The following is a 15,312-nucleotide window of genomic DNA, read 5'->3' on the forward strand; positions in this document are numbered from 1 at the left end:
CCACTCCCTAGTTATCCAGGAAACTCCTGAGCTTCCGCGACCGGCTCGGATGCTTGAGCTTGCGCAGCGCCTTGGCTTCGATCTGGCGGATACGTTCGCGGGTCACCGAGAACTGCTGGCCGACTTCCTCGAGCGTATGGTCGGTGTTCATGCCGATGCCGAAGCGCATGCGCAGCACACGCTCTTCGCGCGGGGTGAGCGATGCAAGCACCCGCGTCGTGGTCTCGCGCAGGTTGGACTGGATCGCCGCATCGATCGGCTGGATCGCATTCACGTCCTGGATGAAATCGCCCAGGTTGCTATCTTCCTCGTCGCCGATCGGCGTTTCGAGCGAGATCGGCTCCTTGGCGATCTTGAGGACCTTGCGCACCTTGTCGAGCGGCATCTGCAGCTTTTCGCTGAGCTCTTCCGGCGTCGGCTCGCGGCCGATTTCATGGAGCATCTGGCGCGACGTACGAACGATCTTGTTGATCGTTTCGATCATGTGCACCGGAATGCGGATGGTCCGCGCCTGGTCGGCAATCGAGCGGGTGATCGCCTGGCGGATCCACCAGGTGGCATAGGTCGAGAACTTGTAGCCGCGGCGATACTCGAACTTATCCACGGCCTTCATCAGGCCGATATTGCCTTCCTGGATCAGGTCGAGGAACTGCAGGCCGCGATTGGTGTACTTTTTGGCGATAGAAATCACGAGACGCAGATTGGCCTCGACCATTTCCTTCTTGGCGATTGCAGCTTCGCGCTCGCCCTTCTGCACCTTGTGCACGATGCGGCGATATTCGCCAATATCGAGACCCGCTTCGGTAGCAATGGTCGAGATGTCGGTGCGGATTTCGGCAATGGTATCGGTTTCGCGACGGGCGAATTCCGACCAGCCCTTGCCTTCGAAGCTTTCCAGCGACCATTCCCAGCTCGGATCGAGCTCACGGCCATAATAGTTCTGCAGGAAGGATTCGCGCTTGACGCCGTAGCTTTCGGCCAGGCGGAGCAGGCGTCCTTCCAGGCGCACCAGGCGCTTGTTGATGTCGTAGAGCTGCTCGACCAGGCTTTCGATACGGCCGGTATTGAGCGACAGCGACTTCACGTCGGTGATGACGTCGGCGCGCAGCGCGCTGAGTTTGCTGGTCTCGGCATCCGAAATCTTGGCGGTGCGGTCTTCGGCGTGACGGTCCTGGATTTCGCGCATCTGCCCATAGGCGTCGGCGATGCGATCGAACGTTTCCACGACCTGCGGCTTGAGTTCGGCTTCCATAGCCGAAAGCGACAGGGCGTTGTCGAATTCGTCGTCGTCGTCCTCGACCGGGTCCTGCGGTGCTTCCGGCTCTTCGGGGACGTAGTCGTCTTCATCGTCACCCGAGCTGGCGCGCTTTGGTGCAGCCTTCGGCGCAGCCTTGGCCGGTTCGGGTTCGGCCTTTGGCGGGGGAGCATGCACTTCGGGCGCCGCCTGCTTGGCGTCCGGGCCGGCATAGGTTGCTTCGAGGTCGATGATGTCGCGCAGCAGGATTTCGCCCTGGGCGAGCTGCTCGCGCCAGATGATGATGGCCTGGAAGGTCAGCGGCGATTCGCACAGGCCCTCGATCATGGTCTCGCGACCGGCCTCGATGCGCTTGGCGATGGCGATTTCGCCCTCGCGGCTGAGCAGTTCCACCGAACCCATTTCGCGCAGATACATGCGCACCGGATCATCGGTGCGGTCCGAACCCGACTTCGTGTTGGAAGTATTGGCGACGGCAGTACCGCTGGAGGGGGCGACCTCCGAGCCGGTCTCGTCCTCGTCCTTTTCGACCTCGGTCTCTTCGACCTCGTCTTCATCAACGACGTTGATGCCCATTTCCGAGAACATGGACATGAAGTCTTCGATCTGCTCCGAACTCACTTCGTCGGAGGGCAGAACAGCATTGAGCTCTTCATAGGTAACGTAGCCGCGCTTCTTGGCGACCTTGATCAGCTTCTTTACGGCCGCATCGTTTTGATCGATGAGCGGACTGTCGTTGGAGGCTTCGGGCGCGCCGGCTTCCGGCTTTTCCGTTTCCTTGGAGGCTTTGTTCGCTGCCTTGGTGGCCATCTGGTACTCCTCGGGACCCATGGGCGATGGTCCCGGCTTTGTCATAGGTGGTGACAACTCAAGACAAGGTAAAGGAGTGCTCACCGGAGCGTTAACGCGCCGCATGAAAAAAGTTCGCATCCGGCGCGCTGGAAGCTGATTCGCTGCAACGCAAAATCGCGCATCGTCGCCAGCTACTAGAAAAATATTTCTAGAAACTGCGAGTTGCGCGTCCCGATAGCGAACCAAATCCTTCGATCAATGCCTCTGTGCCATCGACAGTGGTAATCTGGTTCTTGATGTCTCGCAGCCGTTCAAAGGTTTCTTCGCTCGGGTCTTCGCCCAGCGCGGCTTCGGCTGCCTTCAGCTCTCTATTTAGCTGAACTTTCTTGTTATGCAAGGCCAGCGCGTGACTCAATCCGGTCTCGGCGTCCACGCGGGCGGTCTCCGGCCCCACCTGCCACACGCCCTGGCGGGTCAGCGTGTCGGTCATCCTGGCCAGCGCCGGACCATGCCCCCGCACGCCGAGGGCCGAGCGCATGTCGTCGGCCGAAATATCGTGGTGCCGCACCGCCAGCGCCAGGATGTCGCCCAGAACTTTCTGCGCCACCGTCGTTTCGCAGTCGAGCGCAGCCAGTGTCTCGAACAGGTCTTCCACCACTGCCGGGTGATTGACCAGGGTCAGGATGATCGTGGCCTCGCGCGGCGTGGCGTCGGCCACCGCACCGGACCGCAGCAGCCGCGAATTGCGCAATGTGTCGGAAACGACAAGGCGCGGTGTCCCCCTCGCGGGATACCCATAGGCGCCGCTCTGGCCATAGGCCGGTTTGCCGCCACGCTGCCAGTTGTCGCGCCCGCCCTGCCGCAGCGGCGCAAAAAAAGCCTTCAGCTTTTCATCGAACGCCTGCTGGTAGTGGAAGCGGACAGTGGAATCCTGGATGCCATTGGCGCGCTCGCGCAATCGCGCCTGCAGCGCCGCGCGCTCTTCCGGCGCCTCGGGCACGAGGCCGCCGGTCTCAAAGCTCCAGACCATGTCCGACAGACTGCGCGCCTTCTCGATCACCTCGGCAAACGCGCCGCGCCCCTGCGCCTTGATGAGGTCGTCCGGGTCCTGCCCCTCCGGCAGCGTCGCGATCTTGACAGTCTTGCCCGGCTTCAGATGCGGCAGGATCAGGTCGGCGGCCCGCTCGGCCGCCTTCAAACCTGCTTTGTCGCCGTCGAAACAGAGGATCGGCGTATCGCTCATCCGCCAGAGCAATTGCACATGCTCTTCGGTCAGCGCCGTGCCCAGCGGCGCCACCGTGCCCTCAAAGCCCGCGGACACCGCCGCGATCACATCGAGATAGCCTTCCACCACGATGACGCTGGCGCCGTCGCGGGCCGCCGTCTTGGCGGTGAAGCCGTTATAGAGCGTCTGCCGCTTGGAAAAGAGTTCGGTTTCGGGCGAGTTGAGATACTTGGCCGGCACATCCGGGCTCATGGCGCGGCCGCCAAAGGCAATAACCCGCCCGCGAAAATCGGTGATAGGGAACATCACGCGGTTGCGGAACCGATCATAGGTCAGCGGATCATCGTCGCGGCTCGTGACGAGCCCGGTATCGACCATGGCCTGCGCCGAAACGCCATTGGCGGCCAGATGCTCCTTGAGTCCGTTGCGGCTATCCGGGGCGAAGCCGACCCGGAACCGCGCCTGGCTGGCCGGCGACACGCCACGCTCGAACAGATACCCCCGCGCCCGCGCCCCGATATTATGGGCCAGCGCTGCCTCGAAATACTTGGTCGCCAGTTCCATGACGTCGATCAGCGTCCGCTGCGCTGCCTCGCGCTTTTCGGTCCGCTCATCGCGAACAGGCATCGGCACGCCCGCCATCCCGGCCAGCTTCTCGACCGCCTCGGGAAAGCTCATACCGGCCTTTTCGGTCAGAAACCGAAAGTGGTCGCCGCTCGCACCGCAACCGAAGCAGTGATAGATGCCGCGCCGGTCGTCAGCATGAAAGCTCGGGCTTTTTTCGGCATGGAAGGGGCAGCAGGCCCACATGTCGCCCTTGCCCGGCTGGCTCTTGCGCTTGTCCCACAGGACATGCTCACCCACCACCTGCGTAATCGGCAGGCGCTGGCGAATTTCGTCCAGGAACGTATCGGTAAAGCGCATTTGTGTTATTTAGGCGCTGCTCGCGTCCGAGTCACGAACAAGGAACTTATCCACACCCATGGCCCGCCGCTCCAGCATGCCCATTCCAGTTCTTCTGGCCCTCACCCTGCTGCCGGCCCTGCTGATCGGCGCAACGCTCTGGATGGCCAGCTTTCTGGTCCCCGCCTGCACTGTCACGGAAACCTCCCGTCAGACCGCGCCGGACCAGCAGTTCGATCTCGTCACATTCTCGCGCGATTGCGGCGGCTCGGGCCCCAACATGCAGGCCGCCCTGGTCCCGCCGGCCGAAGAAGTCCCCTTCGACGCAGCGAGCTTTGTTTCAGTCGCGGCAGAAGCCGACCTCGCCCCGCGCTGGGATGCCTATGGCAATATCGAGATCACACTGCCCGAAGGCGCGGAAGTGCTTCGCCAGGACGACACCGTGGCCGGCGTGCCGGTGATCTACCGCTGACTGGCCGCGGTCAGCTCCCGGACCAGCGCCACCTCATCCGCCCGATAGGGCGTGCCATCGCCATGGAACACGTCGTGGAACCAGGGATCGGGTAGCGCCTCGACATAGGGATTGGCCCAGCTGTCCCAGGGGTAGAGTGTCTGGCTGCGCCCCGCGACCAGCCCCCAGCAATAGGAAGCGATCTTCTCCCGCCTGGCGATCGGCAATATGCCCTCAAACGTGCTGCCCGGCGTCCGTGCCATGAACTCGGTCAGGAACAGCGGCCGGTCGCGCGGCAGGTCCATGAGCTTCGCCTCGAACTTTTCCGGCGTCTGATAGTCGTGGAAACTGATGACGTCGGAATTTTCGATCTGGATGCGCGCATGGGCATCGTCATAGAGGGTCTTGCCCGACCAGACGCCCGAGGTCAGCGGCTGAACCGGATCAGCGGCGCGTGTCCACTGGAACACCTGCGGCAGCAGTTCTGAGATCAGCTCCCGCTTGTTCTCGAGTTCATCAAACCGCCCGCCATTGAGATTGCTGGGCTCGTTCCAGACGTCCCACACAATGACCCGCTCGTCCTGTCCGAAGGCCGAAACGACGCCCCCGACATAATCTTCGAGACGCGCCCATTGCGCCCTGTCGGCCAGCGCCCTGCCCGGACCCTGCACCCACTGTGAATTGTGCACCCCGGGGCGCGGCTCGGGCTGTTTGCCCAGCGCCACATCCGGGTTCCACACCGAATCGAACAGCACCAGCATGGTGCTGATGCCCTTGCCCGATGCGATGTCGAGATAATGGGCAATGCGATCCCGGAACCCCGCTTCATCCGCCTGCCAGAGCAGGTCATGCAGGAAGACGCGCATCGTGTTCATGCCGATATCGGCCGCCCAACCCAGCTCTCGATCGATGACATCGGGCGCAAAATGGTCGGCTTGCCACATCTCCAGCTGGTTGGAGGCGCTGGACGGGACGAAGTTCGCCCCGACCAGCCACGGAAGTTTGGCATACCACTCATTGGCGCGCGCTGCAGTCCAGCGCCCGCGCGCCGAAATCTCGTTCATCTTGACTATCCTGGACCCGGTTCAGGCGACCTTGCTGGATTGGTAGAGCCGCCAGGCCCAGCCAAACAAGCCGATGGAGAAGATCACCAGCAGTATTCCACCGATGACCATGCCCACCGCCGCACCCAGCGTCGGAAAGAACAGCAGGATCAGGCCCAGCAGGATATAGGAAAGGCCCGACACCACGACGGGCCAGATCTTCGCATAGCTGGCGCGCTCCATCACGACGACGATGACCTGCATGAGGCCAACGATGATCGCGCAGATACCTACGAGGTAGGAAATGACGGTGACGGTGAAGACGGTCGACAGCATCGGACTGATGAGGATCACCACGCCAAGGATCAGGGACACAGCATTGGCGATGACGTCGAACCAGTAATTTCCGGATTTGCCGGCCCCGAAAGTGAGGCTCCAGAGACCCAGCGCGCCATCGATGATCAGCAGGATACCGCCGAACAGCATCAGCACGGCGAGCGCCTGCATGGGCAGGATGATCGCGTAGAGGCCAGCAGCCAGCATCAGAAGCCCGCGAAGGGCGGTAATCAGGGCAAAACGCTTCTTGGTGGACGAAGATACGGTCATTCGAATTCGCTCCTCGCGGCATCGCCGCTTCCCAACTCGACATGATCAGGGTAACGCGCGCCGCGGAAACGTCCAAGAGCCGCCATCAGTTTAGTTTTTCTATAGTGGTTGGGGCAAATTGTGGATTGTCCTCACTGCCTTGGCGTGAAATGAGCCAGGCTGCCGCATCAGCACAGATCTCAGCCATGTCCCTGCCCCTGCTCGCCCTCTTCCTGGCCGCCTTTGCCTTTGGCACGGCCGAATTCGTCATCGCCGGCGTCCTGCCCGATGTCGCGCTTGGGCTTGGCGTGTCTATTCCGGTGGCTGGGTATCTGGTGTCTGGCTACGCCATCGGCATCGCCATTGGCGGGCCATTGCTGGCCGTGGTCACCAAGAAGATGAACCGCAAGCTGCTCGTCATCCTGCTGGGCCTCGGCTTCACCTTTGGACAGGCACTCTGCGCCATCGCGCCCAATTTCGAACTTCTGCTGCTCGCCCGAATTTTCGTGTCAGTCCTGCACGGCACCTATTTCGGCATCGCCTTTGTCATCGCCACCAGCATCGTCCCGCCCGAGCGGCGCGGCTTTGCCATGGCTCTGATCCTGTCGGGGCTGACGGTCTCCAATGTGCTCGGCGTGCCCGGCGGCACCGCCATCGGCACAGCCTTTGGCTGGCGGGCCACATTCTGGGCAGTCGGCATCCTGGGCCTGCTCGCCTCCCTGGCCGTCGCGGCCGTATTGCCCGCCAATGCCGGGGCAGGAGCCAGCAAGGGCAGTTTCCGCCGGGAGTTCGCGGCGCTCGGCAGGCAGCAGGTCTTTCTGGGCTTTCTCATCGCCATTCTGGTCATGATCGGCCAGTACAGCCTCTTCACCTACATCGCTCCCCTGCTGCTCGAAGTCACCGGCCTCCCCTCCGGGGCCATTCCGGTCATTCTGCTGCTCTATGGTGCGGGGTCGACGATTGGCGTCTTCATTGGAGGACGCCTTGCCGATTGGCGCCTGCTGCCCTCGTTGATCGTCATTCTCTCCGTCCAGGTCCTGCTGTTCATCGGCATCTACTTTGCCAGTCCCTTTGCCATTCCAATGTCAATCGGTGTGATCCTGTGGGGCGGTGCCAATTTTGCCTTTGGCTCGCCCCTCCAGTCACGCATGCTGATGTGGGCCGCCGACGCGCCCAATCTGACTTCGGCTCTCATTCCGGCCGGCTTCAACATCGGCATCGCCATTGGGGCCGTGTTGGGCGCAAGCTTTATCGAAGCCGGCTGGGGCTATCAGAGCCTGCCACTCATCGGAGCCGTGGCGCTGGCCATGGCAGCGGCTATCGCCATCTGGTCTGCCGCCTGGGAGCGCAGTGACGAGCGTTCGCCGCCGCTGCCGGCCGGAATGGCGGCCCAATAGACCCAACCTGATAACCTTTCAGACACCATCATCCCAACTGAGGGGAACCGCGTAACCGTCTCTTGGCCAGATCCGCGTTAAGGAGGCACTTGGGTCCGCCTCCCGGGACTTTGGTATTGGCTCAATGATCGACAACGCGTCATTGCTCATCGGCATCGCCTTTTCCGGCGCATCCCTCGTGGTGGCGCTGGTCATCGGCTGGCTGAATTCGCGCACCGAAACCTATCTCGTCCATGGCGCCGCCGGCATCGGCCTTGTCGTGCTCGCTCTGGCCGGGCTTGGTCTCCGCCAGGGCAATTACGCCATGTTCAACCAGCTAATTCCCTTTGCGATTCTGTTGGCTGGCCTGAGCAGCATCTATTCCGGGTCACGCCTGTTCAACGGCCGTTCGGCTATTCCGCCCTTGTGGGTTGGCCTCATTGCCATAGCCACCATGGCGCCCGCCTGGGTCATGGGCCTTTCGGGCGTCGGCACGATGATGCTCAACATCAATGCTGCCATCATCATGGCGCTGTGCGGTTTCGAATACTGGCGCGGCCGCAGCGAGGGTCGCTTGGCAATGCTGGCCAACGCGACGCTCTATGGTCTGGTCGCCCTGTCCTTCCTGGCCTGTGCAGCAATGTTGCTGATCGAGGGCGCGTGGGTGCTGCAGGGGCCGCCAGACAACTGGGCGGAAGATGTCAATTCCATCCTCTCGCTGGTCGGCCTCACCGGCATCGGCGCCATCTCGCTGACCTTGCACCATGCCCGCGCCGCCAAGCGGCACCGGTTGGAGGCCAATACCGACGCGCTGACGGGCGTTCTCAATCGCCGTGCCCTGTTCCGGCGGTTCCGCGATACCGATGTCATCACCGGCCTTGCTGTCATCATGTTCGACCTGGACCATTTCAAGCAGATCAACGACCGCCTGGGTCATGCCCACGGTGACGTGGTGTTGCAGACATTCGCAGGGGTCATGCGCGACGAACTGCGCCCCACTGACATCATTGCCCGCCTCGGCGGCGAGGAGTTCTGCGCCATCCTGCCCGGGCGCGACTGGGAGACGGCCCGGGCGGTCGCCGAACGGGTTCGCAAGGCCTTTGCCGAATTGAGCCTGCCGATCGGCGACAGCGACGACATTGCCACTGTCAGTGCGGGCATGGCCACGGGCGGTCAGTCCGAGACCTTTGCCTCGGTCCTCAGCCGCGCCGATGCGGCCCTCTATCGGGCCAAGGAATCAGGCCGCAACCAGGTCCACGTGGCTCCCTTTCGAATGGTCGCCTAGCGCGCAGACGCGAAGGACCAGATCATGGGCCACCCGGCTGACCGGGTAGCCCATGCGTCATCAACTGGCTTGCCCGGTCCAGCCTTGGCCTGCCGGGAAATAACGGAGAATGGGACCTCAGGCGCTCAGCGCCGCGCGGACCTGGCCACTGACCTTGCCGAAATCGATTCGTCCCGGGTAGTCGGCCTTGAGCTGGGCGATCACCTTGCCCATGTCCTTGGGCCCTTCGGCACCAGTGGAGGCAATCGCGGCCTGGATGGCAGAGGCCACCTCCTCTTCGCTGAGGCCTTTGGGAAGGAACTCGTTGAGAATGTCGATTTCTTCTTTTTCCACCGTGGCCAGGTCGGCCCGCCCCGCCTGGGCATAGATGGCAAAGCTTTCTTCGCGCTGCTTCACCATCTTCTGGATGAGGGACAAAATCTCGTCATTGGTGGCCGGACCCTTGCCATCGCCCCGATTGGCGATATCGCGGTCCGCAATGGCCGCGTTGATCGACCGCAGGGTCGCTGTGCGGCGCTGATCGCGGGCCTTGAGCGCCAGTTTGAGCCCTTCGCTGATGTCTTCACGCATGTCTCGTTCGGCTCCTTGTCATGCAATCTGTCGCCCCCATATAGGCAAATAACGCGTGCTTCGCCACTTGCGCTGCCCGCCTTGGCCTTCTAAGAGGAGGCCTCAACCGACATCTTTCGCCGCGCATGAAGGCAGGCCCTTGGCCACCGCTCTTGTTGCGCGCGCCCGATAAACCGAGCTTGGAGACCCAAAGTGACCGGCTGGCAGCAGACCCCCGCGACCGCAGTTCTTATTCTGGCTGACGGCACGCGCCTCGAAGGCCATGGCATCGGCGCAGTCGGTCACGCGGCTGGCGAAGTCTGCTTCAACACTGCCATGACCGGCTATCAGGAAGTCCTCACCGACCCGTCTTATGCCGGGCAGATCATCACCTTCACCTTCCCCCATATCGGCAATGTCGGCACCAATGACGAAGACATCGAGACGGTGAACATGGCCGCCCTCTCGGGCGTGCGCGGCGTTGTGATCAAGGCCGATATCACCAACCCTTCGAACTATCGCGCCGCCGAAAAGCTCGACGCCTGGCTCAAGAAGCGCAACATCGTGGGCATTGCCGGTATCGACACCCGCGCCCTGACCGCACTGATCCGTGAAAACGGCATGCCCAATGGCGTTGTCGCCCACGAGCCGACGGGCGTCTTCGACGAGGGCTCGATCATGGCCGAGCTCAACGCCTTCCCGGGCCTCGAAGGCCTCGACCTGGCCAAGGAAGTCACGACCGCCCAGACCTATCACTGGGACCAGACAGGCTGGCAGTGGGACAAGGGCTACGGCAAGCTCGAAAGCCCTGAATTCCACGTCGTCGCCATCGACTACGGCGCCAAGCGCAACATCCTGCGCTGCCTGGCCGACCAGGGCGCCAGGGTCACCGTCGTGCCGGCCACGGCCTCGGCGGCCGACGTGCTTTCGCACAATCCCGACGCCATCTTCCTTTCCAACGGCCCGGGCGACCCGGCCGCGACCGGCAAATATGCCGTCCCGACCATCCAGAAGCTGATGGAGACGGGCAAGCCGATGTTCGGTATCTGCCTCGGCCACCAGCTGCTTGGCCTGGCGCTGGGCGGCACCACGTCAAAGATGCACCAGGGTCACCACGGCGCCAACCATCCGGTCAAGGACCTGACCACCGGCAAGGTCGAGATCACCTCGATGAACCATGGCTTTGCCGTGGATGCGGAAAGCCTGCCCGCAGGCGTCACCCAGACCCACGTCTCGCTGTTTGATGGCTCCAATGCCGGCCTGGCCGTCGAAGGCAAGCCGATCTTCTCGGTGCAGTATCACCCCGAAGCCAGCCCCGGGCCGAAGGACAGCCATTATCTCTTCACGCGTTTCCTCAATCAGGTGCGCAAGCAAAAGGGCATTGCCGAAAAGCCCGAATATGTTGCTCCGGGCGCCGCAGCCTGATCCACTCGGAGTCCCCTCCGAGTCGCCTTCGCGGTAGCATCATGAGCAACGACATCATCGACGGCCTCAAGGGCGGCGCGGTCATCGCGCTGTCCACCACGCCCTTCGCCGTGCTGTTCGGCGCCGTGGCCGTCGACAATGGCCTGACCATTGCCGAGGCCGGGCTCATGAGCGCCACCGTCTATGCCGGCGCCAGCCAGCTGGTGGGCATCGAGCTCTTTGGCCAGCACGTCGCGCCCTGGCTCATCGTGCTATCGGTCTTCGCCGTCAATTTCCGGCACATTCTCTATTCCGCGGCCCTGGCGCGCTACATCCGCCACTTCAGCCTGGTGCAGAAGGCCGTGGCCTTCTTCTTCCTCATCGACCCGCAATTTGCCGAGGCCATCAGGCGCTCTGAATCCGGCAAATCGCTGAGCTTTGCCTGGTACATGGCCTTCGGCCTCGTCATCTATGTGTCCTGGCTGGTCTTCTCGGTGCTCGGCGCCTGGTTCGGCTCAATGCTGGGCGATCCCAAGGTCTGGGCCATCGATGTGCTGCTGCCCATCTATTTCCTCGGCCTCGTCGTCGGCTTCCGCCGCAAGCCCGGCTTCTACCCGGTGGTTGCTGCCAGCATGGCCGGCTCGGTGCTCGGCTACTACTTCGTGGGGTCGCCCTGGCATGTGAGCATCGGCGCCATTTGCGGGGTCGCCGTTGCCGCCATGCTGCCTCTGCCGCCCAAGCCTGCCGAAGCCGTGGAAGAGGCGGCCCACTGATGCAGGACCTGTCCACCGTCTGGCTGATCCTCGCCGCCGCTGTCGCCACCTATGACGCGCGTCGGCGGCTATGTGCTCATCACCCGCATGCGCACCCTGCCGCCGCGACTCGAACAGGCGCTCAACGCGGTGCCCGCCGCCCGTCTTGACCACGCTCTGGGCGCCCGCCTTTTTCACCAGCGGCTGGGACGTGCGCCTTGCCCTCATCGTCGCCGGCCTCGTCAGCCTGCGCTATCCGGGCCTCATCATGCTGGCCGCTGGCTGGGCCGCCGCCATGGCGGCCCGTCACCTGTTCGGTCTGTAGAGCGATTTCAGCAAAGTGGTCCCGGTTTTGCGGTTCGAAGGCGCGACCAAGGACAATTAGCGCCACTTCTCCAGAACTGGTCCGCCCTGCCCGCCCACCGGGTCGGTTGTGGGCAGCGGCACCTGTGCGATTCTCTCATCAGTGCCGGGCCTGTCCCCCGCTTCCCCCTTCAGCAGGTCCCAGTCCTGCCCGGGCGGATAGGCGCCGACAACGAGAAAGTCCGGGTCCTGGGTCAGCCTCCGATGCCCGGTGCCCGCCGGCAACACCACAACGTCGCCCGCTTCCAGCGCAAACTCTCGCCCCTCGGGTCCACCCAGCATCAGCGTGGCCGTGCCGCGCGCCACGCCCAGGCATTCATGCGCCGTCGAATGATAGTGGTGAAAGTCATAGACGCCGGCGCGCCACTGGCTCGGCCAGCCATTCCCGTCGAACAGCTTTTCCAGCGCTTCGGCGGACGCCGGCTCCGCCCCCAGCGCCCGACGGTAGATCACCACTGGCAGGTTGCTATTCGGTATCGTGCCGCCATCGGCGAAAAATTCCAGCGATACATCGGTGATATTGCCCATCATTGTCTCCTCCTGTGTTCTCTGGCCAACGCAGGAGGAGCCTCGGAAGTTCGCTCACACACTGCCCGAGAACGTGTCGCAATCGCCGGGATCACCCGAGCGATAGCCCCGCTCGAACCACGCCTTGCGCTGTGCCGACGTGCCATGGTTGAAGGTTTTTGGGACGGCAAAGCCCTGCATGCGCTTCTGCAGCGTGTCGTCGCCAATCTGGTTGGCGGCGTTGAGCGCTTCCTCGATATCGCCGCTGTCGAGCAGGTTCTGTTGGCCCGCATAACTGGCCCACACACCCGCATAGCAGTCGGCCTGCAATTCGACCCGCACCGAATAGGCATTGGCCTCTTCCTGGCTCATGCTCTGGCGCATCTGGTTGAACTCCGGCAATACGCCGGTCAGATTCTGGATGTGGTGCCCCACTTCATGCGCCAGCACATAGGCCTGGGCAAAATCGCCGGGCGCCCCGAACTGCTGGTGCAGCTGGTCATAGAAGCTGAGGTCGATATAGACCTTGCTGTCGCCCGGGCAATAAAACGGCCCCACCGACGAATCCGCCATGCCGCAGGCTGAATTGACCTGCCCGGAAAACAGCACCACGGTCGGCTCGGGATAGTCCTCGCCGATGGCCGCGAACTGCTCGTTCCACAGGTCCTCGGTTTCCTTGACCACCACGCCGACGAAATCGGCCAGCTCGTCCTGTCCCTCGGCGGGGAGCTGGGTGGACGTCGCGCCGGACGTCGGGCCCGAACTTGATCCGCCGGTCAGCATGTCGAGCGGATTTTGACCCGTCGCAAACCAGATGATGCCCAGCACCACAATGATGCCCACAAGGCTGGAAATGCCCCCGCGCGATCCACCGCCGGTTGGAATGCGGATGCCGCCGCCGCGACTAAGGCCGCCGAGACCCCCTAGGCCACCAAGACCCCCGCCGCTTCGCTGTCCGCGCCGATCCTCGATATTCGAGCTGCGCTGCCGCCCCTGCCACTTCATGTCTGACGCCTTTTCAGATTTTCGCTGACGCTAGCAGTAAAATCCGGCGCAGAGGAACGGGTTCCACTGCTCTTCCCGTCTCCCCTCGCCGGAGAGGGTAGATCGCGCGGAGTGCGACACGGGTGAGGTGAATTCGCCACACCTGCTCCGTGCGGAAAACGACGCCTCGGCCCCTCATCCAACCGAAATCCGCTCCTGCGAATTCGGTGCGCCCCGGGCACCGTCCCCCACAGGGAGAGGAGTGAAATTACCCCGCCACCTTGGCCACGGTCGCCTTCGCGCCTTCGTCGAACAGGCTTTCGAGATGTCCGACCACCGTTTTCCGGAACACGGCATTGCCGGCCAGGTCGGTGCCGAAGACTTCGGTCAGCGCCGCAAGCCCCTCGAACAGCGCCTCCGGGTCGTCCCCGGCATCGGCGGCAATGGCCATCATCCTGAGCGCATGCGGGTCGCGCACATCGATTTCGCCGCCATCCTCGTTGACGCCGGTGACATAGCGCATCCACGCCGCCACCCCGAGCGCCAGCCGCTCGATCCCCTGCCCTTCCTTCAACCGGTCGCGGATCGTGCCCAGGAGGCGCTGCGGCAGTTTCTGGCTGCCATCCATGGCAATCTGCCAGGTCCTGTGCTTCAGCGCCGGATTGCGGAACCGCTCCAGCAACTGGTCACGATAGGCGCCAAGATCGACACCGGGCATGTCCAGCGTCGGCATCGCTTCCTCGGTCATCAGCCCATGCACGAGTTTTACATAGGCCGGATCGCCCATCACCTCGGCGATATATTCGTAGCCCCCGAGATAGCCGGTATAGGCCATTGTCGAGTGCGAGCCATTGAGCATCCTGAGCTTCATATGCTCGAAGGGCTCGACATCCTTGACCAGTTGCGCTCCCACCGTCTCGAAGGCCGGCCGCCCGCTCGGGAAATGATCCTCGATCACCCATTGGGTGAAAGGTTCGGTCATGATCGGCCAGGCGTCTTCCGCCCCGATCAGGCCGGCCACCTCCGCCCTGTCCGCGTCGGTGGTCGAGGGAACGATACGGTCCACCATGGTCGAGGGGAAAGCCACCTGCTTCACCCATTCGCCAAGAGCAGCACCCCGCAGCGCCGCAAACTTCGTCACGATCCGCTTGGCCGTCTCGCCATTGCTCGGCAGGTTGTCGCAGCTCATCACCGTGAACGGGGCAATGCCCGCCGCCTTGCGCCGCGCCAGCGCCTCGACCAGCATGCCCGGCGCCGATTTCGGCGTCGTCGGGTTGGCAAGGTCATGGACGATATCGACATGCCCCTGGTCGAGCTCACCCGTAGCCGGAGCGTAGCAATAGCCCTTCTCGGTCACCGTCAGCGAGACGATGCGGATCTTGGGATCAGCCATCAGCGCCAGCAGTTCGTCGCGCTCGGTATTGGCGTCCATTACCGATAGGATCGAGCCGATCACCCGCGGATGCGTACCATCGGCATCGCGCACCGCAATCGTATAGAGCCCGTCCTGCGGCTCCAGCGCTTCCTTGGTGTCCGGCCGCCTCAGGCTCGCGCCCACTATGCCCCAGCTCGGGTCCCCGGCCAGCAGGTCGTCGACATACACGGCCATATGTGCCCGATGAAACGCACCTATCCCCAGATGCACAATGCCCGGCGTCACCTTGGCGCGATCATAGCCCGGCACTTCCGTGCCCTTGGCAACATTGGCAAGGCTCTGCTGGTTGAGGCGCGTCATCGAATGCTCCGGCGATAGTTTCGGGCGCACCATAGTCACTTCTCATCTTGTATGGAAGTTCCATTGATGCTTTTACTGCCACTACCACAGTGCCGTTCCTGCG

13 protein-coding genes and 1 pseudogene are annotated in these 15,312 nt (G+C 63.1%); 6 read left to right on the forward strand and 8 right to left on the reverse strand.

The features are described 5' to 3' along the window. Positions 1-7: 7 nt before the first annotated feature. A complete protein-coding gene (gene rpoD, locus MQW79_RS06920; RefSeq protein ID WP_476587606.1) occupies positions 8-2,065 on the reverse strand; it encodes an RNA polymerase sigma factor RpoD in 2,058 nt (685 codons plus the stop codon). A 190-nt stretch (positions 2,066-2,255) separates the two neighbouring features. Continuing rightward, a complete protein-coding gene (dnaG, locus tag MQW79_RS06925; RefSeq protein ID WP_476587608.1) occupies positions 2,256-4,196 on the reverse strand; it encodes a DNA primase in 1,941 nt (646 codons plus the stop codon). A gap of 58 nt (positions 4,197-4,254) precedes the next feature. Between dnaG and MQW79_RS06930 the strand changes: the two genes are divergently transcribed. Further along, the gene (locus MQW79_RS06930; RefSeq protein ID WP_476587610.1) at positions 4,255-4,647 is read left to right on the forward strand and encodes a hypothetical protein; all 393 of its coding nucleotides are present in this window, start codon (positions 4,255-4,257) and stop codon (positions 4,645-4,647) included. Here the strand turns inward: MQW79_RS06930 and MQW79_RS06935 are convergent. Beyond that, complete coding sequence (locus tag MQW79_RS06935; protein ID WP_476587611.1) at positions 4,638-5,690, reverse strand: glycoside hydrolase 5 family protein; 1,053 nt, start codon at positions 5,688-5,690, stop codon at positions 4,638-4,640. The genes MQW79_RS06930 and MQW79_RS06935 overlap by 10 nt on opposite strands. A gap of 21 nt (positions 5,691-5,711) precedes the next feature. Continuing rightward, on the reverse strand, positions 5,712-6,275 hold the full coding sequence (locus MQW79_RS06940) for an HdeD family acid-resistance protein (RefSeq protein WP_476587612.1): 564 nt from the start codon (positions 6,273-6,275) through the stop codon (positions 5,712-5,714). Positions 6,276-6,460: 185 nt separating this feature from the next. Between MQW79_RS06940 and MQW79_RS06945 the strand changes: the two genes are divergently transcribed. Together MQW79_RS06945 and MQW79_RS06950 are read left to right on the forward strand one after the other, a co-directional pair. Then, positions 6,461-7,651: an MFS transporter gene (locus tag MQW79_RS06945; protein ID WP_476587614.1), complete on the forward strand. Its 1,191-nt coding sequence runs from the start codon at positions 6,461-6,463 to the stop codon at positions 7,649-7,651. Between the two features lie 124 nt (positions 7,652-7,775). Beyond that, positions 7,776-8,915 (forward strand): GGDEF domain-containing protein, encoded by a 1,140-nt coding sequence (locus MQW79_RS06950; protein WP_476587616.1) that lies wholly within the window; start codon positions 7,776-7,778, stop codon positions 8,913-8,915. Positions 8,916-9,032: 117 nt separating this feature from the next. Here the strand turns inward: MQW79_RS06950 and MQW79_RS06955 are convergent, their stop codons facing one another. Then, on the reverse strand, positions 9,033-9,485 hold the full coding sequence (locus tag MQW79_RS06955; protein ID WP_476587618.1) for a GatB/YqeY domain-containing protein: 453 nt from the start codon (positions 9,483-9,485) through the stop codon (positions 9,033-9,035). Positions 9,486-9,677: 192 nt separating this feature from the next. Between MQW79_RS06955 and carA the strand changes: the two genes are divergently transcribed. The 3 genes and pseudogenes from carA to MQW79_RS06970 all read left to right on the forward strand — a co-directional run bounded on the left by carA (position 9,678) and on the right by MQW79_RS06970 (position 11,945). Then, a complete protein-coding gene (gene carA, locus MQW79_RS06960; protein WP_476587619.1) occupies positions 9,678-10,889 on the forward strand; it encodes a glutamine-hydrolyzing carbamoyl-phosphate synthase small subunit in 1,212 nt (403 codons plus the stop codon). A 38-nt stretch (positions 10,890-10,927) separates the two neighbouring features. After that, a complete protein-coding gene (locus tag MQW79_RS06965) occupies positions 10,928-11,641 on the forward strand; it encodes an AzlC family ABC transporter permease (protein WP_476588198.1) in 714 nt (237 codons plus the stop codon). Then, positions 11,641-11,945: pseudogene (locus MQW79_RS06970) on the forward strand (AzlD family protein). The gene MQW79_RS06965 and the pseudogene MQW79_RS06970 overlap by 1 nt, the downstream one beginning before the upstream one ends. Positions 11,946-12,001: 56 nt before the next feature. Here MQW79_RS06970 and MQW79_RS06975 read toward each other — a convergent pair. From MQW79_RS06975 to MQW79_RS06985, 3 genes are all read right to left on the reverse strand, one after another. Further along, positions 12,002-12,514, reverse strand: coding sequence for a cupin domain-containing protein (locus MQW79_RS06975; protein WP_476587620.1), 513 nt, complete (start codon positions 12,512-12,514; stop codon positions 12,002-12,004). Positions 12,515-12,565: 51 nt separating this feature from the next. Next, the gene (ypfJ, locus tag MQW79_RS06980) at positions 12,566-13,495 is read right to left on the reverse strand and encodes a KPN_02809 family neutral zinc metallopeptidase (RefSeq protein WP_476587622.1); all 930 of its coding nucleotides are present in this window, start codon (positions 13,493-13,495) and stop codon (positions 12,566-12,568) included. 247 nt (positions 13,496-13,742) lie between these two features. Beyond that, complete coding sequence (locus MQW79_RS06985; protein WP_476587623.1) at positions 13,743-15,209, reverse strand: mannitol dehydrogenase family protein; 1,467 nt, start codon at positions 15,207-15,209, stop codon at positions 13,743-13,745. Positions 15,210-15,312: the final 103 nt, after the last annotated feature.

This window comes from Devosia sp. Micro-HW1, assembly GCF_056341075.1.

What these genes read in the sequence shown, in the direction of transcription:
- rpoD (WP_476587606.1), bottom strand. Translation starts at nt 2,065, where the DNA reads ATGGCCACCAAGGCAGCGAACAAAGCCTCCAAGGAAACGGAAAAGCCG.
- dnaG (WP_476587608.1), bottom strand. Translation starts at nt 4,196, where the DNA reads ATGCGCTTTACCGATACGTTCCTGGACGAAATTCGCCAGCGCCTGCCG.
- MQW79_RS06930 (WP_476587610.1), top strand. Translation starts at nt 4,255, where the DNA reads ATGGCCCGCCGCTCCAGCATGCCCATTCCAGTTCTTCTGGCCCTCACC.
- MQW79_RS06935 (WP_476587611.1), bottom strand. Translation starts at nt 5,690, where the DNA reads ATGAACGAGATTTCGGCGCGCGGGCGCTGGACTGCAGCGCGCGCCAAT.
- MQW79_RS06940 (WP_476587612.1), bottom strand. Translation starts at nt 6,275, where the DNA reads ATGACCGTATCTTCGTCCACCAAGAAGCGTTTTGCCCTGATTACCGCC.
- MQW79_RS06945 (WP_476587614.1), top strand. Translation starts at nt 6,461, where the DNA reads ATGTCCCTGCCCCTGCTCGCCCTCTTCCTGGCCGCCTTTGCCTTTGGC.
- MQW79_RS06950 (WP_476587616.1), top strand. Translation starts at nt 7,776, where the DNA reads ATGATCGACAACGCGTCATTGCTCATCGGCATCGCCTTTTCCGGCGCA.
- MQW79_RS06955 (WP_476587618.1), bottom strand. Translation starts at nt 9,485, where the DNA reads ATGCGTGAAGACATCAGCGAAGGGCTCAAACTGGCGCTCAAGGCCCGC.
- MQW79_RS06975 (WP_476587620.1), bottom strand. Translation starts at nt 12,514, where the DNA reads ATGATGGGCAATATCACCGATGTATCGCTGGAATTTTTCGCCGATGGC.
- ypfJ (WP_476587622.1), bottom strand. Translation starts at nt 13,495, where the DNA reads ATGAAGTGGCAGGGGCGGCAGCGCAGCTCGAATATCGAGGATCGGCGC.
- MQW79_RS06985 (WP_476587623.1), bottom strand. Translation starts at nt 15,209, where the DNA reads ATGACGCGCCTCAACCAGCAGAGCCTTGCCAATGTTGCCAAGGGCACG.